The 25,597-nt window shown below is 64.1% G+C and carries 26 protein-coding genes, 1 tRNA gene and 1 riboswitch; of the genes, 10 read left to right on the top strand and 17 right to left on the bottom strand.

Features of this window, described 5'->3' with window-relative positions; translation table 11 throughout:
• Positions 1-5: 5 nt before the first annotated feature.
• On the top strand, positions 6-812 hold the full coding sequence (locus tag J2Y63_RS25305; protein WP_256119524.1) for an amino acid ABC transporter permease: 807 nt from the start codon (positions 6-8) through the stop codon (positions 810-812).
• A gap of 5 nt (positions 813-817) precedes the next feature.
• Here J2Y63_RS25305 and J2Y63_RS25300 read toward each other — a convergent pair whose 3' ends face one another.
• Complete coding sequence (locus J2Y63_RS25300; protein ID WP_435268339.1) at positions 818-2,716, bottom strand: CASTOR/POLLUX-related putative ion channel; 1,899 nt, start codon at positions 2,714-2,716, stop codon at positions 818-820.
• A gap of 349 nt (positions 2,717-3,065) precedes the next feature.
• On the opposite strand from J2Y63_RS25300, the gene leuC reads away from it, so the two are divergent.
• Together leuC and J2Y63_RS25290 are read left to right on the top strand one after the other, a co-directional pair.
• Complete coding sequence (leuC, locus tag J2Y63_RS25295) at positions 3,066-4,475, top strand: 3-isopropylmalate dehydratase large subunit (RefSeq protein WP_435268338.1); 1,410 nt, start codon at positions 3,066-3,068, stop codon at positions 4,473-4,475.
• 88 nt (positions 4,476-4,563) lie between these two features.
• Positions 4,564-5,076 (top strand): SixA phosphatase family protein, encoded by a 513-nt coding sequence (locus tag J2Y63_RS25290; RefSeq protein WP_435268337.1) that lies wholly within the window; start codon positions 4,564-4,566, stop codon positions 5,074-5,076.
• Positions 5,077-5,241: 165 nt separating this feature from the next.
• Here the strand turns inward: J2Y63_RS25290 and J2Y63_RS25285 are convergent, their stop codons facing one another.
• Complete coding sequence (locus J2Y63_RS25285) at positions 5,242-6,072, bottom strand: aldo/keto reductase (RefSeq protein ID WP_435268336.1); 831 nt, start codon at positions 6,070-6,072, stop codon at positions 5,242-5,244.
• 135 nt (positions 6,073-6,207) lie between these two features.
• Positions 6,208-6,753 carry a L,D-transpeptidase family protein gene (locus J2Y63_RS25280; protein ID WP_435268335.1) on the bottom strand — a complete coding sequence of 182 codons (546 nt, stop codon included), beginning with the start codon at positions 6,751-6,753 and terminating at the stop codon, positions 6,208-6,210.
• A 109-nt stretch (positions 6,754-6,862) separates the two neighbouring features.
• On the opposite strand from J2Y63_RS25280, the gene J2Y63_RS25275 reads away from it, so the two are divergent.
• Both J2Y63_RS25275 and J2Y63_RS25270 read left to right on the top strand, forming a co-directional pair.
• The gene (locus J2Y63_RS25275) at positions 6,863-7,546 is read left to right on the top strand and encodes a response regulator transcription factor (protein ID WP_256119518.1); all 684 of its coding nucleotides are present in this window, start codon (positions 6,863-6,865) and stop codon (positions 7,544-7,546) included.
• Between the two features lie 42 nt (positions 7,547-7,588).
• Positions 7,589-8,044: a cyclic nucleotide-binding domain-containing protein gene (locus J2Y63_RS25270; protein ID WP_319324056.1), complete on the top strand. Its 456-nt coding sequence runs from the start codon at positions 7,589-7,591 to the stop codon at positions 8,042-8,044.
• Here the strand turns inward: J2Y63_RS25270 and J2Y63_RS25265 are convergent.
• The 6 genes from J2Y63_RS25265 to tesB form a co-directional block, all read right to left on the bottom strand.
• A complete protein-coding gene (locus tag J2Y63_RS25265) occupies positions 8,041-8,847 on the bottom strand; it encodes an exodeoxyribonuclease III (RefSeq protein WP_435268334.1) in 807 nt (268 codons plus the stop codon). The genes J2Y63_RS25270 and J2Y63_RS25265 overlap by 4 nt on opposite strands.
• A 64-nt stretch (positions 8,848-8,911) precedes the next feature.
• The gene (locus J2Y63_RS25260) at positions 8,912-9,586 is read right to left on the bottom strand and encodes an outer membrane lipoprotein carrier protein LolA (protein ID WP_256119515.1); all 675 of its coding nucleotides are present in this window, start codon (positions 9,584-9,586) and stop codon (positions 8,912-8,914) included.
• 111 nt (positions 9,587-9,697) lie between these two features.
• On the bottom strand, positions 9,698-12,361 hold the full coding sequence (locus J2Y63_RS25255; protein ID WP_435268333.1) for a DNA translocase FtsK: 2,664 nt from the start codon (positions 12,359-12,361) through the stop codon (positions 9,698-9,700).
• A gap of 244 nt (positions 12,362-12,605) precedes the next feature.
• Positions 12,606-13,967: an ammonium transporter gene (locus J2Y63_RS25250; protein WP_256119513.1), complete on the bottom strand. Its 1,362-nt coding sequence runs from the start codon at positions 13,965-13,967 to the stop codon at positions 12,606-12,608.
• 31 nt (positions 13,968-13,998) lie between these two features.
• Positions 13,999-14,349, bottom strand: a complete 351-nt coding sequence (locus J2Y63_RS25245; protein WP_305112267.1) for a P-II family nitrogen regulator — start codon at positions 14,347-14,349, stop codon at positions 13,999-14,001.
• Between the two features lie 218 nt (positions 14,350-14,567).
• The gene (gene tesB / locus J2Y63_RS25240; protein ID WP_435268332.1) at positions 14,568-15,455 is read right to left on the bottom strand and encodes an acyl-CoA thioesterase II; all 888 of its coding nucleotides are present in this window, start codon (positions 15,453-15,455) and stop codon (positions 14,568-14,570) included.
• Positions 15,456-15,555: 100 nt separating this feature from the next.
• Here tesB and J2Y63_RS25235 point away from each other — a divergent pair, with 100 nt between their 5' ends.
• On the top strand, positions 15,556-16,776 hold the full coding sequence (locus tag J2Y63_RS25235) for a ubiquinone biosynthesis hydroxylase (protein ID WP_435268388.1): 1,221 nt from the start codon (positions 15,556-15,558) through the stop codon (positions 16,774-16,776).
• Between the two features lie 100 nt (positions 16,777-16,876).
• On the opposite strand, the gene J2Y63_RS25230 is transcribed toward J2Y63_RS25235, so the two are convergent.
• The 4 genes from J2Y63_RS25230 to J2Y63_RS25215 all read right to left on the bottom strand — a co-directional run bounded on the left by J2Y63_RS25230 (position 16,877) and on the right by J2Y63_RS25215 (position 19,450).
• On the bottom strand, positions 16,877-17,065 hold the full coding sequence (locus tag J2Y63_RS25230; RefSeq protein ID WP_256119510.1) for a Trm112 family protein: 189 nt from the start codon (positions 17,063-17,065) through the stop codon (positions 16,877-16,879).
• 10 nt (positions 17,066-17,075) lie between these two features.
• Positions 17,076-17,756: an LON peptidase substrate-binding domain-containing protein gene (locus J2Y63_RS25225; RefSeq protein ID WP_435268387.1), complete on the bottom strand. Its 681-nt coding sequence runs from the start codon at positions 17,754-17,756 to the stop codon at positions 17,076-17,078.
• A 137-nt stretch (positions 17,757-17,893) separates the two neighbouring features.
• Positions 17,894-18,862 (bottom strand): thioredoxin, encoded by a 969-nt coding sequence (gene trxA / locus J2Y63_RS25220; protein ID WP_435268331.1) that lies wholly within the window; start codon positions 18,860-18,862, stop codon positions 17,894-17,896.
• A gap of 78 nt (positions 18,863-18,940) precedes the next feature.
• The gene (locus tag J2Y63_RS25215; RefSeq protein WP_435268330.1) at positions 18,941-19,450 is read right to left on the bottom strand and encodes a prolyl-tRNA synthetase associated domain-containing protein; all 510 of its coding nucleotides are present in this window, start codon (positions 19,448-19,450) and stop codon (positions 18,941-18,943) included.
• A 217-nt stretch (positions 19,451-19,667) separates the two neighbouring features.
• Here J2Y63_RS25215 and J2Y63_RS25210 point away from each other — a divergent pair.
• The 4 genes from J2Y63_RS25210 to J2Y63_RS25195 all read left to right on the top strand — a co-directional run bounded on the left by J2Y63_RS25210 (position 19,668) and on the right by J2Y63_RS25195 (position 22,576).
• Positions 19,668-19,742: transfer RNA gene (locus J2Y63_RS25210), tRNA-Gly, on the top strand.
• 140 nt (positions 19,743-19,882) lie between these two features.
• The gene (locus tag J2Y63_RS25205; RefSeq protein WP_435268329.1) at positions 19,883-20,626 is read left to right on the top strand and encodes an endonuclease/exonuclease/phosphatase family protein; all 744 of its coding nucleotides are present in this window, start codon (positions 19,883-19,885) and stop codon (positions 20,624-20,626) included.
• A gap of 222 nt (positions 20,627-20,848) precedes the next feature.
• The gene (locus J2Y63_RS25200) at positions 20,849-21,214 is read left to right on the top strand and encodes a MarR family winged helix-turn-helix transcriptional regulator (RefSeq protein WP_435268328.1); all 366 of its coding nucleotides are present in this window, start codon (positions 20,849-20,851) and stop codon (positions 21,212-21,214) included.
• Positions 21,215-21,259: 45 nt separating this feature from the next.
• A complete protein-coding gene (locus J2Y63_RS25195) occupies positions 21,260-22,576 on the top strand; it encodes an MFS transporter (protein WP_435268327.1) in 1,317 nt (438 codons plus the stop codon).
• Between the two features lie 40 nt (positions 22,577-22,616).
• Here J2Y63_RS25195 and J2Y63_RS25190 read toward each other — a convergent pair whose 3' ends face one another.
• The 4 genes from J2Y63_RS25190 to J2Y63_RS25175 all read right to left on the bottom strand — a co-directional run bounded on the left by J2Y63_RS25190 (position 22,617) and on the right by J2Y63_RS25175 (position 25,591).
• Positions 22,617-23,633 (bottom strand): aldose epimerase family protein, encoded by a 1,017-nt coding sequence (locus J2Y63_RS25190; RefSeq protein ID WP_435268326.1) that lies wholly within the window; start codon positions 23,631-23,633, stop codon positions 22,617-22,619.
• 94 nt (positions 23,634-23,727) lie between these two features.
• Positions 23,728-24,180: a GNAT family N-acetyltransferase gene (locus J2Y63_RS25185; RefSeq protein WP_435268325.1), complete on the bottom strand. Its 453-nt coding sequence runs from the start codon at positions 24,178-24,180 to the stop codon at positions 23,728-23,730.
• Positions 24,177-25,106, bottom strand: a complete 930-nt coding sequence (gene metA / locus J2Y63_RS25180; protein WP_435268324.1) for a homoserine O-acetyltransferase MetA — start codon at positions 25,104-25,106, stop codon at positions 24,177-24,179. The genes J2Y63_RS25185 and metA overlap by 4 nt, the downstream gene beginning before the upstream one ends.
• 59 nt (positions 25,107-25,165) lie before the next feature.
• Positions 25,166-25,243: riboswitch (SAM riboswitch) on the bottom strand.
• 99 nt (positions 25,244-25,342) lie between these two features.
• On the bottom strand, positions 25,343-25,591 hold the full coding sequence (locus J2Y63_RS25175) for a hypothetical protein (RefSeq protein ID WP_435268323.1): 249 nt from the start codon (positions 25,589-25,591) through the stop codon (positions 25,343-25,345).
• Positions 25,592-25,597 lie beyond the last annotated feature (6 nt).

Genomic DNA, 25,597 nt, shown 5'->3' with positions numbered 1-25,597 from the left:
GGCGCATGGCTCCCGTTTCCTCTGACGCGGCAAAGGGCGACTATCCCTGGTGGCTGGTCGTCCTTGCCGTGATCGCGCTGGCGCTTGCCGGCGTGATCGTCGCCAATGATCTCTACGCCCAGGTCTTCGGCATCGTGCTGAAGGGGCTCTGGGTCACGATCTTCGTGACGCTCGTCGCCTTCCTGCTCGCCACGCTCGCCGGCCTCGGCCTTGCGCTCATGGCGCTGTCGGACAGCAAGGTTCTGCGCCAGGTCGCGCGCTTCTACACGGAGGTGATCCGTGGCGTGCCGATCCTCGTGCTGCTGTTCTACATCGCCTTCGTCGGCGCGCCGGCGCTGGTGGCGCTGGTCAATCTGGTGATTTCGCCGCTCGTCAGTGCCGGGTTCATCGAGCCGATGCAGGTGCGCGACGTCTCGCTGATGTGGCGGGCGATCATCGCGCTGATGATCGGCTATTCCGCCTTCATCGGCGAGGTTTTTCGCGCCGGCATCCAGTCCGTCGACAAGGGGCAAATCGAGGCGGCCAAGGCGCTCGGCCTGTCGCGCTTCCAGCGCTTCCGGCTCGTCGTCTTCCCGCAGGCGGTGCGCGTCATCCTGCCGCCGCTCGGCAATGATTTCGTGGCGATGGTGAAGGATTCCTCGCTCGTCTCCGTGCTCGGCGTTGCCGACATCACGCAGATGGGCAAGGTCTATGCCTCCGGCTCCTTCCGGTTCTTCGAGACCTATTCCATCGTCGCCTATGTCTATCTCATCCTGACGATCGGCCTTTCGCTCGGCCTGCGCGGCCTGGAAAAGCGCCTGCGGCGGACCTGAAATTTTTACGTGCGGGAGAGGATGATCAGGCGGTCGGAGGGATCGAAAGTCACCTTTTCCGATTTCGCCGGATTGACCACGACGCCGCCCATGTTGCGCGGGTCGTGCCCGGCCCTTTTCGCGTGGCTGTAGCCGAGCGCCACCTCGCCGCGGATGAGGGCCGCGAGGTTGACGGTGTAGAAATTCACCGGCCGGTCGATGGCGATATAGTCCGTCACCGGGCGCATGTAAATTTCCGAGCCGTCCTCGTCGAGCAATTCGTCGAAAATCTGCGCCATCAGCTCGTTTTCCGAGGCCTGCGCCAGCATGAGGCTCACCAGCTTGTTGCTGACGACGAAATCGTCGGCGCGGGTGACGGCGGCGAGGTTGCGGTTGCGCACGTCGATCATCTCGCTGACGATGCCGATATGCTGATTGGCGGCGTCGGCGATCTTGCGAAGCTGCAGCAGTGTGACGAGCGTTGCCGTATCGGCCGGCTGGGCGGCCATGTGGTCGCTGTAGCCGAGCACCAGCACATGGTCGTAGGCGGGCACGTCGAGCGCATCGAGCGCGGCACGGTTCGAGGTGTCGATGACGGTGCAGCGGACGGAGAGGTTTTCCTTGATAAACTGGAGCTTGGCGACATCCGCCTCGAATTCCGGCGTATCGGCGGCGATCATCAGTTCGGAGCCGGGCGCGACGTAGCGCGACAGTTCCTGCGTGATGATCGGCCCGCGCCGGTTCCAGCCGAGCAGCAGCGTGCTCTCCGGCCCCGGCTCGCGGTTGACGCGCGGGCGCACGATCTCGCGGTCGACCTCGAACTCGGCGGTGCGCAGCTTGATCGTCGCGTCGTCCTCGGCAATCAGGATCGCCCTTTCGCCGGCCAGCATGATGCGGTTCGTCGGCGGGTTGAGGTGCACGACACCGTCGGTGTCGCAGATGCCGATCAGCGTCGACGTGTCATAGGCCATCACCGCATTGCCGAAGGATTTGCCGGTGAGTGCCGGCTGCTCGACGGCGTAGATTTCCGAGCCGTCGAAATCGAGCAGTTCGGTATAGACGGCCGAAAGCCCGGCCTGCCGGCTGGAGCTGACCACGATGCGCGAGATCAGCTCGTCGGCGAGCACCAGTTGCAGCTCGGAGCCGCCGACGATGCGGGCGACCTCGGCATTCTTGGCATCGCGGATCTCGGCGGCGATCCGGTAGGGCTCCTTGCGCCGATCCGGGTCGTTGACCAGCGCCAGCACGGTCTTGATGACCTGCGAATCCGCATAGTCGCTTTCCGGCGACAGCACGATGATCGAGCGGGATGCCTGCGGGTTGACGATGTTGACGTCGTAGAGGTCGGTCGGGTCGCCGCTGCGGCAGATGATGCGGGTGTTGCCGAGGTCGGCGATCTTGTCGGCGATCTCGTCCTCCATCTCCACCTTGTCCTTCGAAGCCATGATGACGATGCGCGGATTGCGGCGGCTCTGGTTGGCGATCACCAGCTCGGAAATCACGTCGAAGATCGAGGGCGACCAGTTGAAGATGATCGTGTGGTCTTTCTCCAGCACATGCGAGCGGCCCTTGCGCAGCTCGTCGAGCTTCTCGTCGAGGCCCGAGCTCAAGACGCCGATCAGCGCGGAGAAGACGAAGATGCCCGCGACGGTGACGGCGAGCGAGACGCCGCGGAAGCTCCAGCCCACATCGCCGCCCATCGTGCCGGCATCCATGGTGCGCATCAGCGATTCCCAGGCGCCTTCGATGAAGGAGACGGGCTCGCCGCCATCCGGCTTGATGCCGGTCAGGGCGAGGAACAGGCCGGCGACGAGGATGACGACCAGCGAGATGACCGCAAGCCAGCCGATCAGCGCGATTGGCCCCGCCGCCATGCTCTTGTCGAACTGGTAGCGCGCGCGGTCGCGCCAGGTAATCGTCTTCATGTAAGTCCCCTCAAGCCGACGCTTAGCCGGATACGTATACCGAGTGTCAAAAATTCGGGGCTGCGGCAAGGCGGCGCGCGGGAAATTTTAGGAAGAGCGTAAACGGCGTTGCCGGCCGGCAACTTGCCGAGCGCCGCAAAAATCGTTATATGCGGGCCATGGAATCCAAGTTCGGATGCACGGAAAAGCATGTCGTCGTGCTGCAGGATCACAAGCGCCTGCCGGCACGCTTCTTTGCGCGCGTCTTCGGGGCGCTCACCAGCCGCCTAGCCTGATCGCTTGCGATCCTTGCGAGCCCCGCGCTCGCCGATTTCCAGTACCCCAACACATGCCAAGCGGATGAAGAGCCATGAGTGCACCCCGTACCCTCTATGATAAGATTTTCGACGATCACATCGTCAGCCGCCAGGAAGACGGAACCTGTCTTCTCTACATCGATCGTCACCTGGTTCACGAGGTGACGAGCCCGCAGGCCTTCGAAGGCCTGCGCATGGCCGGCCGCAAGGTGCGTGCGCCGGAAAAGACGCTCGCCGTCGTCGACCACAACGTGCCGACCTCGCCGGATCGCGCCCAGGGCATCAAGAACGAGGAAAGCCGCATCCAGGTCGAGGCGCTCGCCAACAATGCCGCGGAATTCGGCGTCGAATATTACTCCGAAAAGGACGTGCGCCAGGGCATCGTGCACATTGTCGGCCCCGAGCAGGGCTTTACGCTGCCGGGCATGACCATCGTCTGCGGTGACAGCCACACCTCCACGCACGGCGCCTTCGGTGCGCTGGCGCACGGCATCGGCACGTCGGAAGTGGAACATGTTCTGGCCACCCAGACGCTGATCCAGAAGAAGGCGAAGAACATGCTGGTGCGCGTCGACGGCCAGCTGCCGCCCGGCGTCACCGCCAAGGACATCATCCTCGCCATCATCGGCGAGATCGGCACGGCCGGCGGCACGGGCCATGTCATCGAGTTTGCGGGCGAGGCGATCCGTGCGCTGTCGATGGAAGGCCGCATGACGATCTGCAACATGACGATCGAAGGCGGCGCGCGCGCCGGCCTCATCGCGCCGGACGAAAAGACCTTCGAATATATCAAGGGCAAGCCGCGCGCGCCGAAGGGCAAGGCGCTGGACATGGCGCTGGAATACTGGAAGACGCTCTACACCGAGGAAGGCGCGCATTTCGACCGCGTCGTCGTGCTCGATGCCGCCAACCTGCCGCCGATCGTCTCCTGGGGTTCCTCGCCGGAAGATGTCGTCTCCGTGCAGGGCGTCGTGCCGAACCCGGACGAGATCGAGGACGAGACGAAGCGCTCCTCCAAGTGGCGCGCGCTCGACTATATGGGCCTGAAGCCGGAAACCAAGATCACCGACATCGCCATCGACCGCGTCTTCATCGGCTCCTGCACCAATGGCCGCATCGAGGACCTGCGCGCCGTCGCCGCCGTCGTCGAGGGCCGGAAGGTTGCCTCCACGGTCGACGCCATGATCGTTCCGGGCTCCGGCCTCGTGAAGGAGCAGGCGGAGCGGGAAGGCCTCGACAAGATCTTCAAGGAAGCGGGCTTCGACTGGCGCGAGCCGGGCTGCTCCATGTGCCTCGCCATGAACGACGACCGCCTGAAGCCGGGCGAGCGCTGCGCGTCGACCTCGAACCGCAATTTCGAGGGCCGCCAGGGCTTCAAGGGCCGCACGCATCTCGTCTCGCCGGCCATGGCCGCCGCGGCCGCGATCGCCGGTCACTTCGTCGATATCCGCGAATGGAAATGATCACGGCTGCATTGCCGTTGTGATAAAAAGGCCGGGAGATAGCTCCCGGCCTTTTTGTTTGCGGCCTTTTCGTTTGAAGGAGATTTCCATGAGACGCCTTCTCCTCCTGCGTCATGCAAAATCGGCCTGGCCTGACGGCGTCGAGGATCACGACCGGCCACTCGGCGACCGGGGCCGCCGCGATGCTCCGCGCATGGGCATCCATATGGCCACCGCGGGCCTTGAGCCGGATTTCGCGCTGGTGTCATCCGCCCGGCGCACGCAGGAGACCTGGGCGCTGGTCGCGCCGGCCTTTGCCACGCCGTGCCCGTCCCGCACGGTGCCCTCGATCTACGAGGCCGCGCCGGCGGCCATTCTGGATGCGATCCACGCAGCGCCGGACGAGAGCGGGACGCTTCTGGTCATCGGGCACAATCCCGGTTTCGAAGAACTGGCCGCACTTTTGGCACCACAGGGTGAGGCCGGCGCACTCGGCCGGTTGCGGACGAAATATCCAACGGCGGGGCTGGCGGTGATCGCCTTCGATAGCCAGCGTTGGGCGGATGTCGCGCCCGGTTCGGGCCGGCTGGAAGCCTTCGTCACGCCGAAGACGCTGGCTTAATTGAAATCGATGACAGAGGTCGCCACCCCCGACGTCATCCTCGGGCTTGACCCGAGGATGACGTCGGGGGTGAGGCATGGATGGTCGGGTCAAGCCCGACCATGACGGAAGAGAGGGCGGTGGACTTTTCCGGCGGTCAACAAATAACCGGTGCCACTTGCAGGATCAGAAACTTGCCGTCATCGGGTCCGGGCCGATTCGCTTGCCGCCCTTTTCGAGGCCGGCAAAGGTTGCCATGTCCTCGTCGTCGAGCTTGAAGTCGAAGACCTTGACGTTTTCCGCGATGCGCGACGGCGTCACCGATTTCGGGATGACCACCAGGCCGTTATCGATATGCCAGCGGGTGATGACCTGGGCCGGTGTGCGGCCGTGTTTTGCAGCGATGCCGGCAACGACGGGGTTTGTCAGCAGCGTGCCCTGGCCGAGCGGGCTCCAGGATTCCGTGATGATGCGGTGTTTTTCGTGGTAGGCGCGGGTTTCCGTCTGGGGGAAATCCGGGTGCAACTCGATCTGGTTGATGACCGGGGTGATGCCGGTCTCGTCGATCAGGCGCTGCAGGTGTTCCGGATAGAAGTTCGACACGCCGATGGAGCGGGCGCGGCCTTCCTTCTGCAGCTGGATGAAGGCCTTCCAGGTATCGACGAACTGGCCGCGCTTCGGCGCCGGCCAGTGAATGAGGTAGAGGTCGACATAATCGGTGCCGAGCCGCTTCAGGCTGGCATCGAAGGCCTTCAGCGTCGCATCGTGGCCCTGGTCGCCGTTCCAGAGCTTGGTGGTGAGGAAGATTTCGGCGCGGTCGACGCCGGAGGCGCGGATGCCCTCGCCGACGCCCTGCTCGTTCTCGTAGATCGCCGCCGTATCGACATGGCGGTAACCGCTGTCGAGCGCCGCCTTGACCGCGGTCACGGCCGTGTCGTTCGGGGTCTGCCAGACGCCGAGGCCGATCTGGGGAATGCTGTTGCCATCATGAAACAGGATTGTGGGTTGATCGCTCATCAGAATCTCTCCGTGAAAAAGGTTTGGCGTGCTTGAACCCGGACGGGTTTCCCGTGGCGCCTTGCAGCCCGGCGACGGTCGAGGCTGATATAGGTCCCGCAGCGCAGCATTTCAGCCCGCCCGCCGCCAAAATCGTCAGAGCACGCGCACGACCGTGCCGCGGCGCAAATGCGGCAGGATGCGCAGCATGTCGCGCTTCGCGATGGCGACGCAGCCGGCCGTCGGCTCGTAGCCGGGGCGGATCAGGTGGAAGAAGATCGCCGACCCCTTGTTGCGGCGGCGCGAGGTGACGTTCCAGTCGAGCACGAGGCAGATGTCATAGAGTTCGTCCGCGCGGCGCATCTCCTCATGGCTCGGCTTGAACGGGGCGCGCACGAGGCTGTTGTAGCTCGGATGGCTCGGCGCGTCGCACCAGAGCATGGAGGGCCGGATGCGGCGGAAGGGCAGGGCGGTTCCTGGCAGGGCTACACGGTCGCCGCGCACAAAGCCGGAGAGCAGCGGCATGGCGGCGATGGGGGTGGCGCCGTCGCCTTCGCGTTTGAGTGAGGTACGTCCGGTGCGGCCGATTGCGGCGGGGATGCGCAACGAACCGACCTGCACGATGGCGCGGGTCTTTTTGCCCGGTGCGGGGCGCACGAGGATGGTCTTCACGCAATGTTTAGGAGATGTGATCCGGCTCATGTCATTCCGCCATATTCGCGCCTTGTGGCAACTTGACTGGCTAAGCCATGGACGGGCTTGCCAAAAGCGCCAGTTCCCTTACTTTCAGAGGAATGCCGAGAGGTAAAGCATGACATCCCGCACCATCCTTCTTGTCGATGACGACAACGACCTTCGCGAGACGCTCGTCGAGCAGCTTTCGCTTTACGAGGAATTTTCCACGCTCGAGGAAATGACGGCCGGCAAGGGCATCCAGACGGCCCGCGCCAACCAGATCGACCTGCTTATCATGGATGTCGGCCTGCCGGATATGGACGGGCGCGAGGCCGTCAAGCTCTTGCGCAAGGGCGGCTTCAAGGCGCCGATCATCATGCTGACCGGGCACGATACCGATTCGGACACGATCCTCGGGCTGGAAGCCGGCGCGAACGACTATGTGACGAAGCCGTTCCGCTTCGCCGTGCTCCTCGCGCGCATCCGCGCGCAGCTGCGCCAGCACGAAAGCAGCGAGGACGCCACCTTCACCGTCGGCCCCTATACGTTCAAGCCGGGCCAGAAACTGCTGACGCTCGAAAACGGCCAGAAGATCCGGCTGACGGAGAAGGAGGCGGCGATCATCCGCTACCTCTATCGCGCCGACCAGAAGGTGGTGACGCGCGATGTGCTCTTGGAAGAGGTCTGGGGCTACAATTCCGGCGTGACGACCCACACGCTGGAGACCCATGTCTACCGTCTGCGCCAGAAGATCGAGCGGGACCCTTCCAATGCGGAGATTCTCGTGACAGAGAACGGCGGGTACAAGATCGTACCGTAAGGTTTTTAACGTCCCGGAATTGCTTTTGGAGGGATGCCCACCGTGGCTCTCAGCGACGACATTGCCCTGCTTTCCCGCGTGCCGCTCTTTGCGGGGCTCGCCGACGACAAGCTGCGGCTGATGGCCTTTGGCGCGGAGCGCCGGCGGCTGGTCGAGGGGCAGACGCTGTTTCGCGAGGGCACGTCCGCCGATTGCGGCTTCGTCGTCGCCTCCGGTGCGTTCAGCCTCACCTCGACGCTTCGCGATGGCTCGACGCGCGACGAAGGCACGGCGCAAGCCGGCACGCTGCTCTCCGAGCTTGCGATGATCTCTGCCGTCGAGCGCAAATATACAGCGGTGGCGACCGAGGACAGCGAAGTCATCCGCATCAACCGCCCGCTCTTCCGGCGCATGCTGGAAGAATACCCGGACGTCGCCGTCCTCGTCGACGCCCGCATCCGCGAAAACCTCGCGGCGATGATCAGCGAGATGCGCAGCCTCGCGGGGCGTTTCGCCTAGAAATCAAATTCCGCGATCACCGGCACATGGTCTGACGGCCGTTCCCAGCCGCGGGCTTCGCGGATGACCTTGATATCGGTGAGGTGCGGTTCGAGGTCGGCGGAGGACCAGATGTGGTCGAGGCGGCGGCCCTTGTCGGCGGCGACCCAGTCGGCCGAACGGTAGCTCCACCACGTATAGAGCTTTTCGTGCGCGGGCACCTTGCGGCGCATCAGGTCGACCCAGGCGCCCTTGGTCATCACGTCGATCAGGCCCTCGGTCTCGATCGGCGTATGGCTGACGATCTTCAAGAGCTGCTTGTGCGACCAGACGTCGTGCTCCAGCGGCGCGATGTTGAGGTCGCCGACGAGGATCGACGAGATGCCCGCCTCGGCCTCGGCGTGCAGAAGCTTCATCTCCTCGATGAAATCGAGCTTGTGGCCGAATTTCTGGTTGATCGTGCGGTCCGGCTCATCGCCGCCGGCCGGCACATAGAAATTGTGCAGGCGGATCGACTTGCCCCGGTGATGGAAGACGACCGAGATATGGCGCGCGTCACCCACGCCGCAATAGTCGCGCCGCTCAACGAGCTCGGTCAGCGGCAGGCGGGAAATGGTCGCGACACCGTGATAGCCCTTCTGGCCGTGAAAGACGATGTGCTCGTAGCCGAGCGCCTTCAGCGGCTTCAAGGGGAAGAGGTCGTTCGGACATTTGGTTTCCTGCAGGCACAGGATATCCGGTGAGAAGGTTGTCAGGAAATGTTCGACGAGCGGCATGCGCAGCCGCACGGAATTGATGTTCCACGTCGCAATCGAAAGTGCCATGCCTGCCCCCGGAAATCTGTCCGGGGCGTCTTAGCGCATGCATGACGAAACGGAAACGGCTTTCTCAGTTCGCGCCCTTGTTGCGGACCTCGTCATAGGGGATCGAGAAGACCTTTTCGTCGAGGGCGACGCCCGTCTTGACGTTGAAGATCATCACGGAGGTGTCCTTGCCCTGCGCGTCGGTGATGGTCCACTGGCGCAGGTCATAGGTCTTCGGGTCGAACATCATGGTGATGGTCGAATCGCCGAACATGTTGCGGTCGCCGAGCACGATGGTCGTGAGATCCGCCTCTTCCTTGACGTTGCGCACCATCTTGGCGGAGAGGTCGATCTTCTCGCCGAGCAGCAGGTTGAGCGGGGTCTTGGAGAGCGGATAGATGTCCCAGGTCTTGAGCTTGCGGTTGCCGATGACGACGGACTTGCCGTCGGCGATCACGCGCATCGGCGAGGGCTCTTCGTAGTTGAAGCGGATCTTGCCCGGACGGTTGATGTAGAACTTGCCGCCGGTCTGTTCGCCGCGCGGGCCGAACTGCACGAATTCGCCGATCATCGTCTTCACGGAGGCGAAGTGGTCGGCGATCTTCTGGGCGGCGCCGCTTGCCTGCGCCGAGGCATCGGCGGGCGCCAGCGCCGAAAGGCCGGTTGCGAGCGTGAAGGCCATCAGGCAGGTGAAGCCACGGCGGGTCAGCATGCCGGTCGCGTGGCCTTTCTCGGATGGGATCATGTTGGTCTCCTTCATCTGCGTGTCATGCGGGCCAAACACGGCGCCATAATGGCATCCGGCCCTGACGCGGAACTTGCGGGCGGAACGCCGCAGACGGCGCCCCGTTCCCGGCCGTCGTTCCGAAATTTACTCTTCCGTCGGCACGAGTATCTCGCGCTTGCCGGCGTGGTTGGCGGGGCCGATCAGGCCCTCCTTCTCCATGCGCTCGATCAGCGAGGCGGCGCGGTTGTAGCCGATGCCGAGGCGGCGCTGGATATAGGAGGTGGACGCCTTGCCGTCGCGCAGCACCACGGCCACGGCCTGGTCGTAGGGGTCGTCCGAATCCTCGAGGTTCGCGGTGCCGGCCGGGCCGCCGCCGCCCTCGCCATCCTCGTCGTCGTCCTGGGTGATCGCATCGAGATATTGCGGCGAGCCCTGCGTCTTGAGATGCGCCACGACGGCCTCCACTTCGCCGTCTGAGACGAAGGGACCGTGCACGCGCTGGATGCGTCCGCCGCCGGCCATGTAGAGCATGTCGCCCATGCCGAGCAGCTGTTCGGCGCCCTGTTCGCCCAGGATGGTGCGGCTGTCGATCTTCGAGGTGACCTGGAAGGAGATGCGGGTCGGGAAGTTCGCCTTGATCGTGCCGGTGATGACGTCGACGGAGGGGCGCTGCGTTGCCATGATGACGTGGATGCCGGCGGCGCGCGCCATCTGGGCGAGGCGCTGGACCGCACCTTCGATGTCCTTGCCGGCGACCATCATCAGGTCGGCCATTTCGTCGATGATGACGACGATATAGGGCATCGGCTGGAGATCGAATTCCTCCGTCTCGTACATCGCCTCGCCGGTCTGGCGGTCGAAGCCGGTCTGCACGGTGCGGCTGATCTGCTCACCCTTGGCCAGCGCCTGCTCGACGCGGCTGTTGAAGCCGTCGATGTTGCGCACGCCGATCTTCGACATCTTCTTGTAGCGCTCCTCCATCTCGCGCACCGTCCATTTGAGGGCGACGACGGCCTTCTTCGGATCGGTGACGACGGGGGAGAGCAGGTGCGGGATGCCGTCATAGACGGAGAGTTCCAGCATCTTGGGGTCGATCATGATCAGGCGGCACTGTTCCGGCTTCAGCCGGTAGAGCAGCGAGAGGATCATGGTGTTGATGGCGACGGACTTGCCCGAGCCGGTGGTGCCGGCAACGAGCAGGTGGGGCATCTTGGCGATGTCGGAGATGACCGGCTCGCCGCCGATGGTCTTGCCGAGCGCCATGGCTAGCTTGGCCTTCGAGGTCTCGAAGTCGCGGCTGGCGATGAGTTCGCGCAGGTAGACGGTCTCGCGGCTCTGGTTCGGCAGTTCGATGCCGATGGCGTTGCGGCCGGGCACGACGGCGACACGGGCGGCGATCGCGCTCATCGAGCGGGCGATGTCGTCGGCAAGGCCGATGACGCGCGACGACTTGATGCCGGGTGCAGGTTCCAGTTCGTAGAGCGTGACGACCGGGCCGGGGCGCACATGGATGATCTCGCCCTTGACGCCGAAATCCTCCAGCACGCCTTCCAGCATGCGGGCATTCTGCTCCAGCGCGTCGGCCGACAGCGTGGTGTCGCGCACCTGCCCCTTCGGCTCGGCGAGCAGATGGATCGGCGGCAGGGCAAAACCGTCCGGGCCGACGAAGGAGGTCTGCGCCTCGCGCTCGATGCGCTGGCCGGGCTTGGGTCGGGCGGCCGGGGGCACGACGCGGGCAGTGGTGGCGGGCAGCGGCTGGCGGGCCGGGGCGCGGCGCGGCGCCCAGTCGGCGGCGACGTCGTCGGCATCGTCGTCCGGCAGGATGCCGCTCGGGCGGCGCATTGGTTCGTCGTCCCTGTCGAAGGGCAGGTCGTCGTCCTCGTCGCCGGCCATCGGCGGGGCGGCGACGACGCGGCGGCCGTCGAGAGAGGGTTCGACGCGCTCGCTCGCGCTGCGGGCCGGGGTGCGGGCGCGCACCGGCTCGTTCAGCGTGCCGAACTCGTCCTCGTTGAAATCATAGGGCTGCTCGATGCCGCGCGCCTTGCGGCGCTGGTTGGCGAGGCCGAAGAGGCGGCGCATGCGGGCATGGCCGGTGTACCAGGCATGCGTCATGGCGCCGGCGAAAACGGTGAGCGGGCCTTCCCGGTCGTCGTCGTCCTCGTTTTCCTCGGCAATGGTGCGTGCGCGGCTCGGCGTCGGCACGGGAGCGAAATCCTCTTCGTCCTCGATGGTGACGGAGCCGATCAGGCCGGCGGCGAAGACCATCAGCCAGGCGGCCGGGATGGCGATGATGCCGCCGAGGATGCTGGCGAAGAGGCCGGTCGGGTAGGCGCCGGTGAAGAGGGCGGGGAAGCGCAGGATCATGTCGCCGAAGACGCCGCCGAGCCCGGTCGGCAGCGGCCAGGTGACGGGTGCGGGCACGCAGGCAAGCGCTGCGGAGGCGAGGATGGCGCCGCCAAGCCAGGCGCCGGCGCGCTGCGGCACGCGGTTGAAGCGCCGGCCGCTGATCAGCGCCAGCCCCCAGGCGACGACCGGCAGCAGCGCGATGACGCTGGCGATGCCGAAGAACTGCATGAAGATATCGGCGAAGACGGCGCCGGGATAACCGAGGATGTTGGCCGGCGCGCCGCTCGAGGCATAGGAGAGGCTCGGGTCGGAGACGTTCCAGGTGGAAAGTGCGGCGACCGCGAAGGCAAGGCCGAGGAAAGTGCAGAGGCCGAACAGGATTTGCAACTGTCGCCAGACGAATGCCGACAGAACGAAGCGGTCGTGACGGTTATCCAGTCCTGCCGAGATGCTTCTGCTCATGGTTACAGCCTATAGTCCGTCCAAGGAAAACCGCACCGATTCCGCGCGATTCGCGGATGTGCCTGACTGTGAACCCTACGAAGGAAGCCTTAATGGCATGTTAACCATGCCGCTTTCGTGGCCTCGGTTTCGGCCTTGGACACGAAAAAGGCCCGGACTTTTTGGGTCCGGGCCAAGGGCGGCATAGTTTCCTATGGCCGCGACGGGACGTTTTGCGGCGGCTGCTGGAGCCGCCGCGAAGCCCTTAGGAGTGGTAGGCCGCTTCGCCGTGCGAGGAGAGGTCGAGGCCTTCGCGCTCGGCTTCGACGGTGACGCGCAGGCCGACGATCATGTCGACCACCTTGTAGAGGATCGCCGAGACGATGCCGCACCAGGCAATGGTGATGACGACGGCGGTGAGCTGCGTCATGAACTGCGAGGCGATGGAGAAATCCGCGCCGCCCGTGCCGCCGAGCGACGGGGCGGTGAAGATGCCGGTGCCGAGCGCGCCGATGAGGCCGCCGATGCCGTGTACGCCGAAGACGTCCGCGGTGTCGTCGTAGCCGAACTTGTTCTTCACGACGGCGACGAAGAAGTAGCAGACCGGCGAGACGATGAGGCCGAGCACGATGGCGCCGAACGGACCGACGGAGCCGGCAGCCGGGGTGACGGCGACGAGGCCGGCGATCATGCCGGAAGCGGCGCCCAGCAGCGAAGCCTTGCCGCGGGTGAAGGTCTCGACGAGCGACCAGGCGAGGATTGCGGCGGCCGTTGCGACGAAGGTGTTGACGGTGGCGAGAACCGCGCCGCCCGAAGCTTCAAGGTTGGAGCCGGCGTTGAAGCCGAACCAGCCGAACCACAGCATGGCGGCACCGACGAGGGTGAGCGTCATGGAGTGGGGAGCCATCATGTCCTTGCCGAAGCCGGTACGCTTGCCGACCATGATCGCGCCGATGAGGCCTGCCACGCCGGCATTGATGTGCACAACGGTGCCGCCGGCGAAGTCGAGGGCGCCCATGCCGAAGATCAGGCCGTTGGCGTCCCAGACCATGTGGGCGATCGGGAAGTAGACGAAGGTGGCCCAGAGTGCCGTGAAGAGCAGGACGGCCGAGAACTTGATGCGCTCGGCGAAGGCGCCGATGATGAGGGCCGGGGTCAGCGCGGCAAAGGTCATCTGGAACAGGATGAAGATATATTCCGGAATGACGACGCCGTCGGAGAAGGTTGCGGCCGTGCTATCGACGGTCACGCCCGACAGGAACATCTTGGCGAAGCCGCCGAAATAGGCGCTGGTCGAACCGCCGAAGGCGAAGGAATAACCGTAGACGACCCAGATGATCATCATCATGGCGCCGATGACGGTGCACTGCATGAGGACCGACAGCATGTTCTTGGCGCGCACCAGGCCGCCGTAGAAAAGTGCCAGACCCGGGATCAGCATGAAGAAGACGAGCAGCGTCGACAGGAACATGAAGACGGTGTCCGCCTTGTCCGGAACGGGGGCTGCGGCGACGGCTTCGGTGGCGGCGGGCGCGGTTTCCTGCGCGAAAGCGACAACCGGCGCAAGCATAGCCGTGGTGGCAGCAGCCACGCGGGCGAGGGTATGAGAAGGCTTGAATGACGACATTTTGAAAATGCTCCCTGAATATGCCGGTTGCTTAGAGCGCTTCGGAATCGGTTTCGCCGGTGCGGATGCGCACGGCATGGTCGATGGAATAGACAAAGATCTTGCCGTCGCCGATCTGGCCGGTCTTGGCGGCAGACGCGATCGCCTCGACCGCCTTGTCGACGAGGTCGGCAGGCACGGCGATCTCGATCTTCAGTTTCGGCAGGAAGCTGACGGCATATTCGGTGCCGCGGTAGATTTCCGTATGCCCCTTCTGGCGCCCGTAACCCTTCACTTCCGTCACGGTCAGGCCCTGGATGCCAACGGTGGTGAGGGCCTCGCGCACCTCATCGAGTTTGAACGGCTTGATAATGGCCATCACAATTTTCATCTGGTTTCCCATCCTTCGTGCTTGTTCCCCCAGCCGGGGCCATCTCTCCTTGCCGTTGGCAACCTTCGCCGCAACGACTGAGAGCTACACATTCAAGGGGCGTGCCAGATTCGAACGGCGTCTCTAATCCGCTGAAATGATTGCAATAAAAATACGCGCCATGCTGCGGCGCAAAATTTCACCAGCGCAGATGGTCAAAAAATAGGCGCTATTGGAATAATGGGCAAAATTTAGTCAGTTGCCTTTTTCCGAATCAGCCCTTCCTGGGCCACGGAGGCAATGAGGGTGCCGGAGCGGGTGAAAATTGCGCCACGCGTCATGCCGCGCCCGCCAAAGGCCGAGGGACTGTCCTGGCTGTAGAGCAGCCAGTCGTCCAGCACCGGCGGGCGGTGGAACCACATGGCGTGGTCGAGGCTCGCCACCTGCAAGGTGCGATCGAGCACGGAGGTGCCATGCGCAAACAATGATGTGTCGAGCAGCGTCATGTCGGAGAGATAGGCGAGCACGGCGGCCTGGAGGTGGCGCTCGGCCGGCACCGGGCCGGTGGTGCGCACCCAGATGTTCTGGCGCGGCTCCAGTTTGTCGCGCGAGAAATAATGGTCCAGCGAGACGGGGCGCAGCTCGATCGGCCGCGGGCGCTGCCAGTAGGCGCGGATATGGTCCGGCGCCTCGGTCATGAAGCGTTCCTTGAGGTCCGCTTCGCCCAGCAGGTTTTCCGGCTGCGGCACGTCCGGCATTTGTGCCTGGTGCTCGAAACCGTCCTCGTCGTCCTGGAAGGATGCGGTCATGAAGTAGATCGGCTTGTCGTGCTGGATGGCGACGACCCGGCGCGTGGCGAAAGAGCCGCCATCGCGGATGTTTTCCACGTCGTAGATGATCGGCACGGAAGGATCGCCCGGCCGCACGAAATAGGCGTGCAGCGAATGCACGAAGCGGCCTTCCTTCTCCACCGTTCGCGTCGCCGCAACCAGCGCCTGGCCGATCACCTGCCCGCCGAACACCCGCTGCCAGCCGACCTGCGGGCTCTTGCCGCGAAACAGCCGGGTTTCCAGCCGTTCGAGGTCGAGCGTCTCCAGCAGGAGGTCCATGGCGGGGTTTTTGGCGGGCTGGCGCGACATTTGGACGTGGCTCCCCAAGGTAGGAATACGGTACTTCCTCCTCTATATAGAGGGGCAGGAGACCTCAAGCGGCCAGGAGAAGACCATGTCTGAAGGCACCATGCTCGACGTGCTTGTCGCCGGCGGCGGTTATGTCGGCCTGTCGCTCGCCGTTGCCGTCAAGAAAGCCGCGCCGCACCTTGCCGTCGAAGTCGTCGATGGCGCGCCGGACCATGTCTGGCAGAAGGACGAGCGCGCCTCGGCGATCGTGGCGGCCGCGCGCAACCTGCTCGACGTGCTCGGCGTATGGAACGAGATCGCGCCGGAGGCGGAGCCGATCCGCCGCATGGTCATCACCGATTCGCGCACGGCCGATCCGGTGCGCCCCGTCTTCCTCACCTTCGAAGGTGCCGGCTCCGGCGACGACGGCCAGCCCTTCGCCCATATGGTGCCGAACCGCGCCATGACGGGCAGCCTGCTGCGCCAGGCCGAGATCCTCGGCATCGCCGTGCGCTGGTCGACCTCCGCGGAGGGTTTTGCCACCGGCCTGCACGCGACGGCCGTGCGCCTCTCCGACGGCTCCGAACGCCAGACCCGCCTGCTCGTCGCTTGCGACGGCGTGCGCTCGAAATTGCGCGACATGGCCGGCATCAAGACCGTGCATTTCGACTACGGCCAGTCCGGCATCGTCACCACGGTCGAGCACGAGCGCCCGCATGACGGCACCGCGGAAGAACACTTTTTGCCCGCCGGCCCCTTCGCCACGCTGCCGCTCACCGGCAACCGCTCCTCGCTGGTCTGGACCGAGCGCACGGAAGACGCCCGCCGCCTCGTGGAGAGCGACGACCTGGTTTTCGAGGAAGAGCTGGAGCGCCGCTTCGGCCACAAGCTCGGCCCGCTCAAGGTCGCCGGCGGCCGCCGCGCCTTCCCGCTCGGCCTGATGCTCGCGCGTGCCTTCGTCGGCCCACGCTTTGCGCTCGCCGGCGACGCCGCGCACGGCATCCACCCGATTTCCGGCCAGGGCCTCAATCTCGGCTTCAAGGATGTGGCGGCGCTCGCTGAGACGATCGTCGAAGCCGACCGCCTCGGCCTCGATATCGGCGCGACGTCGGTGCTGGAGCGCTACGAGACCTGGCGCCGCTTCGATACGGTGCGCATGGGCATCACCACGGATGTGCTGAACCGTCTGTTCTCCAACGACGTGACGCCGCTGCGCGTGCTGCGCGACGTCGGCCTCGGCGTGGTCGATCGCCTGCCCGGCCTCAAATCCTTCTTCATCCGCCAGGCCGAAGGCACCTCCGGCAGCGGGCATCCGCGCATGCTGGTCGGTCAGCCGATCTGATTGACGGCTTATTGCCACACGGCACCCGCGGCATGGATGGTCGGGTCAAGCCCGACCATGAGGGAGGAGGGGTTGCCAGGCTTTTGCCGGCACCCGGCACTCAGTCCTTGATTTCACGCGCCTCGGAAATCAGCATAATCGGAATGCCGTCGCGGATCGGATAGGCGAGTTTCGCTTTTTCGGAGATGAGTTCGCCGGTCTTGGCATCGTAGCTCAGCCGGCCCTTGGTCAGCGGGCAGACGAGAAGTTCGAGCAGTTTGGGATCGACCCGGCTGGTGCTGGCATTCATCGCAGGCACTCTATTGCAGCATCGTGTCGACGTCGCCGTATTCGCGCGCCAGCACGATCTCGGTGATGGCAATCAGGGTTTCCGCGCGCGTCTTCAGGTCCGGCGCTTCCAGCAGCGCCTGCTTTTCCGCCGGTCCGTAAGGCGACATCATCGCCATGGAATTGACCAGCGTGGTGTTGCTGGCGCGCTCCACGCTCTCCCAGTCCGCCTCCAGCTTGTTGGCGTCGAGATAGGCCTTGAAGGCGGCGAGCAGCGCATCGCGGTCGACGCTCTGTTCGTCGTCGCTTGCCGTCAGATCGGTGATGAAGGGGGCGATGTGGAAGCTGCGATAGGATTTGTCGTCGCGCCGCTCTTCCAAGAGCCGGTAACGGCACACGCCGGTGAGCGAGACGATGTAGCGCCCGTCGCCCGTTTCGGCAAAGGAGGTGATGCGGCCGATGCAGCCGACCTGGCAGAGCGCCGGCGTCTCGCTTGAAGCATCGTCCACCTTGTCGGCGCCGAAGACCGGCTGCACCATGCCGATCAGCCGGTGCGAGGCGAGCGCGTCGTCGAACATGGAGAGATAGCGCGGCTCGAAGACATTGAGCGGCAGCTGCCCGCCGGGCAGCAGCAGGGCACCCGTCAACGGAAAGACGGGGATGGCCTCAGGCAGTTCCGCCGGCTTCAGATAACGCGCATTTCCCACATGCATGGCATTGCCTTCCCATTCCGCGGCCCATTCCGCAGCACGGCGAAACATCGCCCGCCCTTCGCCATGGCGCCTCCCCGCAATGTGGGGTAGGCGCGGCGTTTCTCAAGGGACCCGCGCCATTCCGCGGCAAAAAAGCCTCAGGAAAACAGGATCGACGACAGCTTGCGCCGGGCGGCGATCGTCGCCGGATCCTTCGGTCCCCAGACCTCGAAGAATTGCAGCAGCTCGCGGCGCCCGCCATCGTCGTCGAAGGTGCGGTCGTGTTTCATGATGTAGAGCAGGTGATCGGCCGCCGCCTGGCGGTCGCCCTCGACATTGCGGATCTTGGCGAGCTTCAGCCGTGCCGCGTGGTCGTCGGCGTTCAGCGCCAGCGCCTGTTCGAGTGCCGCCGGATCGCCGAGCTTGCGGGCTTCCTCGATCTGGTCGAGCTTCTTGAGGACCGCCGCGACGGCCGGATCGGCAGCGACCGCTTCCGGCGCATTGGCGAGGATCTGGCGGGCGTTTTCCGGCTGGCCGGCGGCGATCATGCATTCGGCGATGCCAGCAAGCGCCAGCGGGTTCTCCGGATCGGCCTGAAGCAGCGCACCGTAGAGATCGGCAGCGCCCGCAAGGTCGCCCGCGTCGAACAGGGTTTTGGCTTCTGCGAGCAGCGCCTCGATCTCGGCCTTCTCGTCGGCGCCCGCGGGGCCGGCGACCTTGTCGATGAATTCGCGCACCTGGCTTTCCGGCACGGCACCCATGAAGCCATCGACCGGCCGCCCGCCCACGAAAGCGATGACGGCGGGGATGGACTGGATGCCGAGCTGGCCGGGAATAGAGGGATGGTCGTCGATGTTGAGCTTGACGAGCTTCACCCGGCCGGCACTCTCGCGCACGACCTTTTCGATGATCGGCTGGAGCTGCTTGCACGGGCCGCACCAGGGCGCCCAGAAATCGACAAGCACGGGCTGCTGGCGCGAGGCCTCCAGCACGTCACGCGAAAAATTCGCCGTCGTCGTGTCCTTGACGCTGTCGTCCGCCGCCGGTGCCGCGCCGCCACCATAGCTCGCCGAAACGTTCATCTGCCCGCCATAGGACGATGCATAGGGGTTGTCGCTTGCACTCATGGTCTGCTCCTGTGGCGCGCGCGTCGCGCCTTCTATCCTCGTGTCCGGCCCGGAAAGTACCGCCCCTCAAATCGTATGTCAGGACGTGACTTTCAAGACAAGCGGCTCGTGTCCCGTCGCCTCGATGAAGCGCAGAAGATCCTTCGAACCGATCGAGGTCGTCGCGTCGTTGCGCAGCGGATGGCCGTTGATCGTATCATAGGCCATCAGGTCCGCGTCGATGATGATCTTCACCTGGTGTCCCGCATCGTTGATCACGCCGAAGGCGGTGACGGCGCCCGGAATGACGCCGAGATATTCCATCAGCTTCTCCGGCCTGCCGAAGGAAACGCGGCTCGACGCGCCGATGATCGTGTGCACAGTCTTCAGGTCGACCGTCGCATGTTCCTCGACGGTCATCAGGAAGTAGTTGTCCTTCTTGTCTTTTACGAAGAGGTTCTTTGTATGGCCGCCGGGGATCTCGTCGCGCAGCGCCACCGATTCGGCGACGGTGAAGACCGGCGCGTGCTCCTTGGTGCTGTGGGCGATGCCGAGCCCATCGAGAAACTGAAAAAGATCCTTGTCGGTCTTCGGCTGCGTGTCGGTCATTTGGCGCGTCCCGGCATGATTTGGTCCTGCCCGCTGATAGGACGTCCGCCGCCCGCGCGCAACCGCCTGAAAATCCGCGACTTTGAAAGTCATCGCGATTTTTTCTGCAAAAACTGACATTTCCCTGTTGCATTTGGAAAGGGCTTGAGCGATATAGCGCCCGTCGCCGCAACGCAGCGACCTTCGGCCACCGACTACCCCAGGCCGTCGACGATGAGCGGGTGTAGCTCAGGGGTAGAGCACAACCTTGCCAAGGTTGGGGTCGGGCGTTCGAATCGCCTCACCCGCTCCATTCTTCCTAATGGTTCAAAGCCTCGGTTGCCGGGGCTTTTGCGTTTTTGGCGCGGTTGAAATGGAACGGGCAGAAAACGGCTCCTCTGGCCGCGGTTACCGCACGGTTACAGGTTCGCAGCTTCGACTCTGTATGCAATCATGGCGTCGGACAACTTCATTGGCGCCACGGATATATCGATGCGAATCTCCTGCTGGAATGTCGAATGGCACCGCCGCATGTCATGGGCGGGCGAGCAGATTATTGAACGGCTTCTGGCGGATGATCCAGAGATTGTCTGTTGCCCTGAGTCGTACACTGACTTTCTGGGAACCGGGTGGCACGGCATTTTTAGCCAGCCGGACTACGGCTACCCGATCACGCCCGGCAGACGGAAGGTCGCGCTATGGAGCAAGCATCCATGGCACGAGATCGATGATTTCGGATCTGCCGAACTGTCATCGGGCAGGTACGTCGAAGGCGTAACGGATACCAGTCTCGGCCCAGTGCGAGTGGTGGGAGTATGCGTGCCTTGGGAAAGAGCCCACGTTACGACAGGCAACCGCAATCGCGCACTATGGGAAGATCACGTCACGTACCTGCGCGGTTTTAAGCGAATTCAGGGAACGGCAAACTCTTCGCACCCTGTAATAATCATCGGGGACCTCAATCAGCGTATTCCACGTCGCCGCTCACCTGAAAGAGTGTTTGGAGAGTTGGAGGACGCCTTGGCTGGATTTGATATCTGGACGCAAGGTGCTGTTCCAGGCCTTGAGTATCAGCCTGTCTGCCATATCGGGGGCAGCCGGCATTTCCGAGCGACTTTACGTCAAGGATATAGCCGACGAAGCCTCGGCAGGCCCCTCAGCGATCACGACGGGATTTCTGTAGCGATTGATATCTAAATCGCAATTTAATGTTTAGAGAACGATGCCTAGTTTGCGGTCGAGCGTTTGAATTTCTCTTTTCTGCTTTATTCTTTCCAAAGTTCCGAAGCCTCGGTTCGCTGGGTTTTTTTGTTTTTGGCCTTCGGTGCCGCTGCCATCCGGGCAACTCGCTTGACTTCGAGGTTATTTCGGGCATATACCCGCATTATGTCGGCACCTTGCTACTGCAATCGCTTGAGGATGGCCAATCGGAAGCTCAGTGCGCTTTATGATGATGCGCTTGAGCCGATGGGGATTAATATTGCGCAGTTTTCGCTGCTGAGGAATGTCGAGCGGCGGCAGCCGGTGAGTTTGACGGAGCTGGGGCGGCATCTGGAGCTGGATCGTTCGACGCTGGGGCGCAATGTGCGGGTTTTGGAGCGGATGGGGCTGGTTCGGTTCGGGCGGGGGGACGATCATCGCGAGGCGCTGGTGCTGTTGAGCGAGCAGGGGGTGGAGACGCTTCGGGCTTCGGTGCCGCTGTGGCAGGCCTGCCAGGACGATGTGGCGGGGCGTCTGGGGCCGGAAAAACTGGCGCTTCTGACGGAATTGAATAGCCTGCTGTGATTTTTTGGCATTGAAGCGGGTATCTACCCGTAGATTGGATGTTTCATGCAGAACGACATGTCTTTCGCCGGGACGACGGCGCTTTCGCGCTTCTGTGCCCGGCGCGGCATTCACTATGGCTGGGTGGTGGCGGCGGTGACCTTCCTGACGATGCTGGTGACGGCAGGCGCCGTCGGTACGCCGGGCGTGCTGATCGGTCCGCTGCAGCAGGAGTTCGGCTGGAGCACGTCGGAGATTTCCTCGGCCCTTGCCATCCGTCTCGTGCTGTTCGGCCTGATGGGGCCGTTCGCGGCGGCGTTCATCAACCGGTTCGGGGTTCGGCAGGTGGCGAGCGCAGCACTCCTTCTGATCGGCGCGGGCATTCTCGGTTCCTTCGCCATGACGGAGCTCTGGCAGCTCATGCTACTGTGGGGCGTCGTCGTCGGGTTCGGCACGGGGCTGACGGCGCTGGTTCTCGGGGCGACGATCGCGACGCGCTGGTTTGCCACCCGTCGCGGCCTCGTCGTCGGCCTTCTGACGGCGAGCACGGCGACCGGGCAGCTGGTGTTCCTGCCGCTGATGGCGTCTCTGACGGAAACTCTTGGCTGGCGGGAGGCGCTGACGGTCATTCTCGCGATGCTGTTTCTGGCAATGATCGCGGTGCTCGTCTTCATGCGCGACTATCCGGCGGATGTCGGCCTTGCGCCCTATGGCGCGACGGGCGGGCTACCGACGGCGCCCCCGCCGCGCCAGACGTTTTCGGCGATGCTGGCCTCTCCGATCACTGCGCTGATTGAGGCGTCCCAGACGCGCACCTTCTGGGTGCTGTTCGGAACCTTCTTCATCTGCGGCGCCAGCACGAACGGGCTGGTTCAGACGCATTTCATCTCGCTGTGCAGCGATTTCGGCATGGCGGCGGTGGCGGCGGCCGGCATGCTGGCGATCATCGGCATTTTCGACATTGCCGGCACGATCGGCTCCGGCTGGCTCTCCGACCGCTTCGACAGCCGCACCCTGCTGTTCTGGTATTATGGCCTGCGCGGGCTTTCGCTGGTCTACTTGCCGTTCACCAGCTTCAGCTACTTCGAATTGTCGATCTTCGCGGTGTTCTACGGGCTGGATTGGGTGGCGACCGTGCCGCCCACCATCAAGCTCACCATCGATCGCTTCGGGTCGCGGGCGCCCATCATCTTCGGCTGGGTTTTCGCCGGCCACCAGCTCGGCGCCGCCTTCGCCGCCTGGGGGGCGGGGTTCACCCGGACGGCCTACGAGACCTACCTGCCGGCCTTCTTCATCGCCGGCCTGCTCTGCCTGATCGGCGCGCTCGCCGTGGTGACGATCCGCGAACCCAAGGTGCCGGAAGCACAGCCGCAGCCGGCCTGAACGCGAAAGGGCCAGCGAAGAACTGGCCCTTTTTCTTGCCTCAGCCCTTGCGGAACACGTAGTCGGTTTCCTGCCGCAGCGTCTCGCCGGGCCGGAGCACGGCGTTCGGGAAGTTTCCGTGATTAATGGCGTCCGGCCAGGTCTGGGTTTCCAGGCAGAAGCCGGCGAAGGGGCCGTAACTGCGGCCGTCGAGGCCGGGTACCGGTGGATCGACCTTGGCGCCGGTATAGAGCTGCACGCCGGGCTCGGTCGTCAGCACCGAAAGCGTGATGCCGGAGAGGGGGCTGCGGACCTCGGCCACCGGGCGTTTTGCCTGTCGCTCGGTCGAGAGGCAGAAATTGTGGTCGAAGACCACGCCGCCTTCTTCGGTCTGCCGGCGGAGCGGCGTCCAGTCGCGCAGGTCGAATGGTGTGCCGGCGACGGCGCGGATCTCGCCGGTCGGGATCAGGTTTTCGTCGACGGGCAGGTAATGCTCGGCCTGAAGGCGGATCTCGTGGCCAAGCGCGTCAAGGCTGGCGTCGAGGATGAAATAGCTGTGCTGGCAGAGATTGACGGGGGTCGGCGCATCCGTCGTCGCTTCGTAGGTGACGGAGAGCACGCCACCGCCCGCGAGCCGGTAGGTGCAGGTGAGGGCGCAGGTGCCGGGATAACCGGCGCGGCCGGAGGGATCGGTCAGCGTCAGCGTGACGAAGTCGGCGCCCTGGCCGGCGACGTGCCAGTTCTGTCGGCCGGTGCCGTCGCTGCCGCCATGCAGGTGCGTGACGCCGCGCTCGTTGCGTTCGAGCTGGAAATCCTGGCCGTCGATCGAGAACCGGCCGCCGGCGATGCGGTTGGCGCAGCGCCCGGGGGTGGCACCGAAATAGGGGGAATGCTCGCGGTAGGCGGTGAGGTCTTCGAAGCCGAGGACGAGCGGTGCGTCGTGGCCTTCGAGCCGGAGGTCCTGGATGACCGCGCCCCAGGTGAGCACATGGGCGGTGAGCCCGCCGCCTTGGATCGTGATGCGCTCGACCGCCTCGCCATTTTCCAGGCGGCCGAAGATTTCATTGCCTGCACCCACGCTTGCCTCTCCTCCGCCGGCTTTCAACGCGCGGCAACCTGCTGCAATTCCCTGTCACCCGCAACCGAAAAATCATACTTTTCGGAGGGCGCCCTCAGAAGGATTTCTGGTAGATGATGAAGGGCGTCTTGTCGGCAATGCGGTCATAAAGCTGACGCGCCGTCGCGTTGAATTCCTGCGTCATCCAGTAGACTTCCGGCGAACCCGCCTCCTTCGCCTTGGCATAGACGCCTTCGATCAGCGCCCGGCCGATGCCGGAGCCGCGCACTTCCGGGTCGGCATAGAGGTCCTGCAGATAGCAGACATTGCCGACCGTCCAGCACGAGCGGTGGAAGAGGTAATGGGCCAGGCCGACCGGCTTGCCATCCAGCGTGGCGATGAGGCCGCGGAACTCCCCGTCGGCCGTCTCGCCCGTCAGCCTGGCGAAGGTTGTGGCGAAAATCTCTTCCGGCAGCACCGTCTCGTAGAAGGCGAGATAGGCGGTCCACAGGCGGCGCCACTCGCCTTCATCGTCGGTGTGCAGGGGGCGAATGACGACACGGCTCATGATCGGGCTCCTGTTCCGATGTTTTCCAGATCATAGGGCGTGGTCTGGTAGATTTCATTGATCCAGTTGCCGAATAGAAGGTGCGCATGGCCGCGCCAGCGGTTCTGCGGCGGCAGCGACGGGTCGTTGTGCGGAAAATAGTTCTTCGGCAGCTTGATCGGCACGCCGGCCGAGACATCGCGGAAATATTCGTCGGCAAGCGAGGTCGAATCATATTCGACATGGTTGAAGATGTAGAGGCGGTTTCCGGCCTTCTCCTGCACGAAGCAGACGCCCGTCTCATCGGAATCGAGCAGGATGTTGAGCCCGGGCACCGCATGGATGTCCTCGATGCGGACCTCCGTCCAGCGCGACACCGGCACCTCGAAATTGTCGGAGAAGCCGTTGAGATAGACGGATGACGGCCTGCGATTGTGGTGGCGGTACACGCCAAAGGCCTTTTCCTCCAGCGTGTGCTTGGGCACGCCGTGGAAATGGTAGATCGCCGCCATCGCGCCCCAGCAGACGTTGAGCGTCGAATGCACGTTGGTCTCGGTCCAGTCGAGGATGCGCTTCATCTCGTCCCAATAGGTGACGTCCTCGTAGTCGAGCGTCTCCACCGGCGCGCCGGTGATGATGAAGCCGTCGAACTTGCGGTGCCGCACCTCCTCCCACGTATCGTAGAAGGCGAGCAGGTGGTCTTCCGAGGTGTTCTTGGCGCGGTGGCCGCCGACGCGCACCAGCGAGAGCTCCACCTGGAGCGGCGAGGCGCCGACGAGGCGCGCCATCTGCACTTCGGTCTTGATCTTGTTCGGCATGAGGTTGAGAAGCCCGATCTGCAAGGGGCGGATATCCTGGCGGATCGCCACCGTCTCGGTCATCACCCGCACGCCCTCGTTGACGAGGGTTTCGAAGGCGGGAAGCGTATCGGGAATCTTGATGGGCATGGGTCACTCGATCGAAAAACAAAAACCGGCCGCAACAGTGTCGCAACCGGTCCACGTAAGGTCTTCCTCGCGCGGCCCTTTAGCAACTTGTTTAACGTGGCTGCAAGCCGGCCGGCCAAATCACCACGAGCGTTTTAGATAGCGCTAGTTTCCTTGCGAATCAATCCGTCCCCGGAAACGGGCAAGGCCCGGATGCGGTCGGCATCCGGGCCTTGCTCCTTCAAAGCGTCAAGCGCTTAGTAGTAGTTGTAGTGGCGCTTCTTGTAGTAGACCTTGCCGCCCCAGTGGCCGCCCCAACGGTGGCCGTAGTAGCCGCCGTAATGACGCTTGACGCGGTAGTGCCGGTTGTAGCCATGGTGGCCGTAGCCGTGGCTCTTCCAGCCGTAGCTCTTGTGACCGTAACCGTAGTAGCCGGCCTCGGACGGGGCGGCGAAGGAAACAGCAGCGACGACGGCGACGACTGCAGATATAATGAACTTGCGCATGGGACT

It is taken from the genome of Shinella sp. BE166, assembly GCF_051201095.1.
GTDB lineage: Bacteria > Pseudomonadota > Alphaproteobacteria > Rhizobiales > Rhizobiaceae > Shinella > Shinella lacus.
This window is presented reverse-complemented; position numbering and strand designations above follow the sequence as displayed.

What these genes read in the sequence shown, in the direction of transcription:
- J2Y63_RS25305 (WP_256119524.1), top strand. Translation starts at nt 6, where the DNA reads ATGGCTCCCGTTTCCTCTGACGCGGCAAAGGGCGACTATCCCTGGTGG.
- J2Y63_RS25300 (WP_435268339.1), bottom strand. Translation starts at nt 2,716, where the DNA reads ATGAAGACGATTACCTGGCGCGACCGCGCGCGCTACCAGTTCGACAAG.
- leuC (WP_435268338.1), top strand. Translation starts at nt 3,066, where the DNA reads ATGAGTGCACCCCGTACCCTCTATGATAAGATTTTCGACGATCACATC.
- J2Y63_RS25290 (WP_435268337.1), top strand. Translation starts at nt 4,564, where the DNA reads ATGAGACGCCTTCTCCTCCTGCGTCATGCAAAATCGGCCTGGCCTGAC.
- J2Y63_RS25285 (WP_435268336.1), bottom strand. Translation starts at nt 6,072, where the DNA reads ATGAGCGATCAACCCACAATCCTGTTTCATGATGGCAACAGCATTCCC.
- J2Y63_RS25280 (WP_435268335.1), bottom strand. Translation starts at nt 6,753, where the DNA reads ATGAGCCGGATCACATCTCCTAAACATTGCGTGAAGACCATCCTCGTG.
- J2Y63_RS25275 (WP_256119518.1), top strand. Translation starts at nt 6,863, where the DNA reads ATGACATCCCGCACCATCCTTCTTGTCGATGACGACAACGACCTTCGC.
- J2Y63_RS25265 (WP_435268334.1), bottom strand. Translation starts at nt 8,847, where the DNA reads ATGGCACTTTCGATTGCGACGTGGAACATCAATTCCGTGCGGCTGCGC.
- J2Y63_RS25260 (WP_256119515.1), bottom strand. Translation starts at nt 9,586, where the DNA reads ATGAAGGAGACCAACATGATCCCATCCGAGAAAGGCCACGCGACCGGC.
- J2Y63_RS25255 (WP_435268333.1), bottom strand. Translation starts at nt 12,361, where the DNA reads ATGAGCAGAAGCATCTCGGCAGGACTGGATAACCGTCACGACCGCTTC.
- J2Y63_RS25250 (WP_256119513.1), bottom strand. Translation starts at nt 13,967, where the DNA reads ATGTCGTCATTCAAGCCTTCTCATACCCTCGCCCGCGTGGCTGCTGCC.
- J2Y63_RS25245 (WP_305112267.1), bottom strand. Translation starts at nt 14,349, where the DNA reads ATGGGAAACCAGATGAAAATTGTGATGGCCATTATCAAGCCGTTCAAA.
- tesB (WP_435268332.1), bottom strand. Translation starts at nt 15,455, where the DNA reads ATGTCGCGCCAGCCCGCCAAAAACCCCGCCATGGACCTCCTGCTGGAG.
- J2Y63_RS25235 (WP_435268388.1), top strand. Translation starts at nt 15,556, where the DNA reads ATGCTCGACGTGCTTGTCGCCGGCGGCGGTTATGTCGGCCTGTCGCTC.
- J2Y63_RS25230 (WP_256119510.1), bottom strand. Translation starts at nt 17,065, where the DNA reads ATGAATGCCAGCACCAGCCGGGTCGATCCCAAACTGCTCGAACTTCTC.
- J2Y63_RS25225 (WP_435268387.1), bottom strand. Translation starts at nt 17,756, where the DNA reads ATGCATGTGGGAAATGCGCGTTATCTGAAGCCGGCGGAACTGCCTGAG.
- trxA (WP_435268331.1), bottom strand. Translation starts at nt 18,862, where the DNA reads ATGAGTGCAAGCGACAACCCCTATGCATCGTCCTATGGCGGGCAGATG.
- J2Y63_RS25215 (WP_435268330.1), bottom strand. Translation starts at nt 19,450, where the DNA reads ATGACCGACACGCAGCCGAAGACCGACAAGGATCTTTTTCAGTTTCTC.
- J2Y63_RS25205 (WP_435268329.1), top strand. Translation starts at nt 19,883, where the DNA reads ATGGCGTCGGACAACTTCATTGGCGCCACGGATATATCGATGCGAATC.
- J2Y63_RS25200 (WP_435268328.1), top strand. Translation starts at nt 20,849, where the DNA reads ATGGCCAATCGGAAGCTCAGTGCGCTTTATGATGATGCGCTTGAGCCG.
- J2Y63_RS25195 (WP_435268327.1), top strand. Translation starts at nt 21,260, where the DNA reads ATGCAGAACGACATGTCTTTCGCCGGGACGACGGCGCTTTCGCGCTTC.
- J2Y63_RS25185 (WP_435268325.1), bottom strand. Translation starts at nt 24,180, where the DNA reads ATGAGCCGTGTCGTCATTCGCCCCCTGCACACCGACGATGAAGGCGAG.
- metA (WP_435268324.1), bottom strand. Translation starts at nt 25,106, where the DNA reads ATGCCCATCAAGATTCCCGATACGCTTCCCGCCTTCGAAACCCTCGTC.
- J2Y63_RS25175 (WP_435268323.1), bottom strand. Translation starts at nt 25,591, where the DNA reads ATGCGCAAGTTCATTATATCTGCAGTCGTCGCCGTCGTCGCTGCTGTT.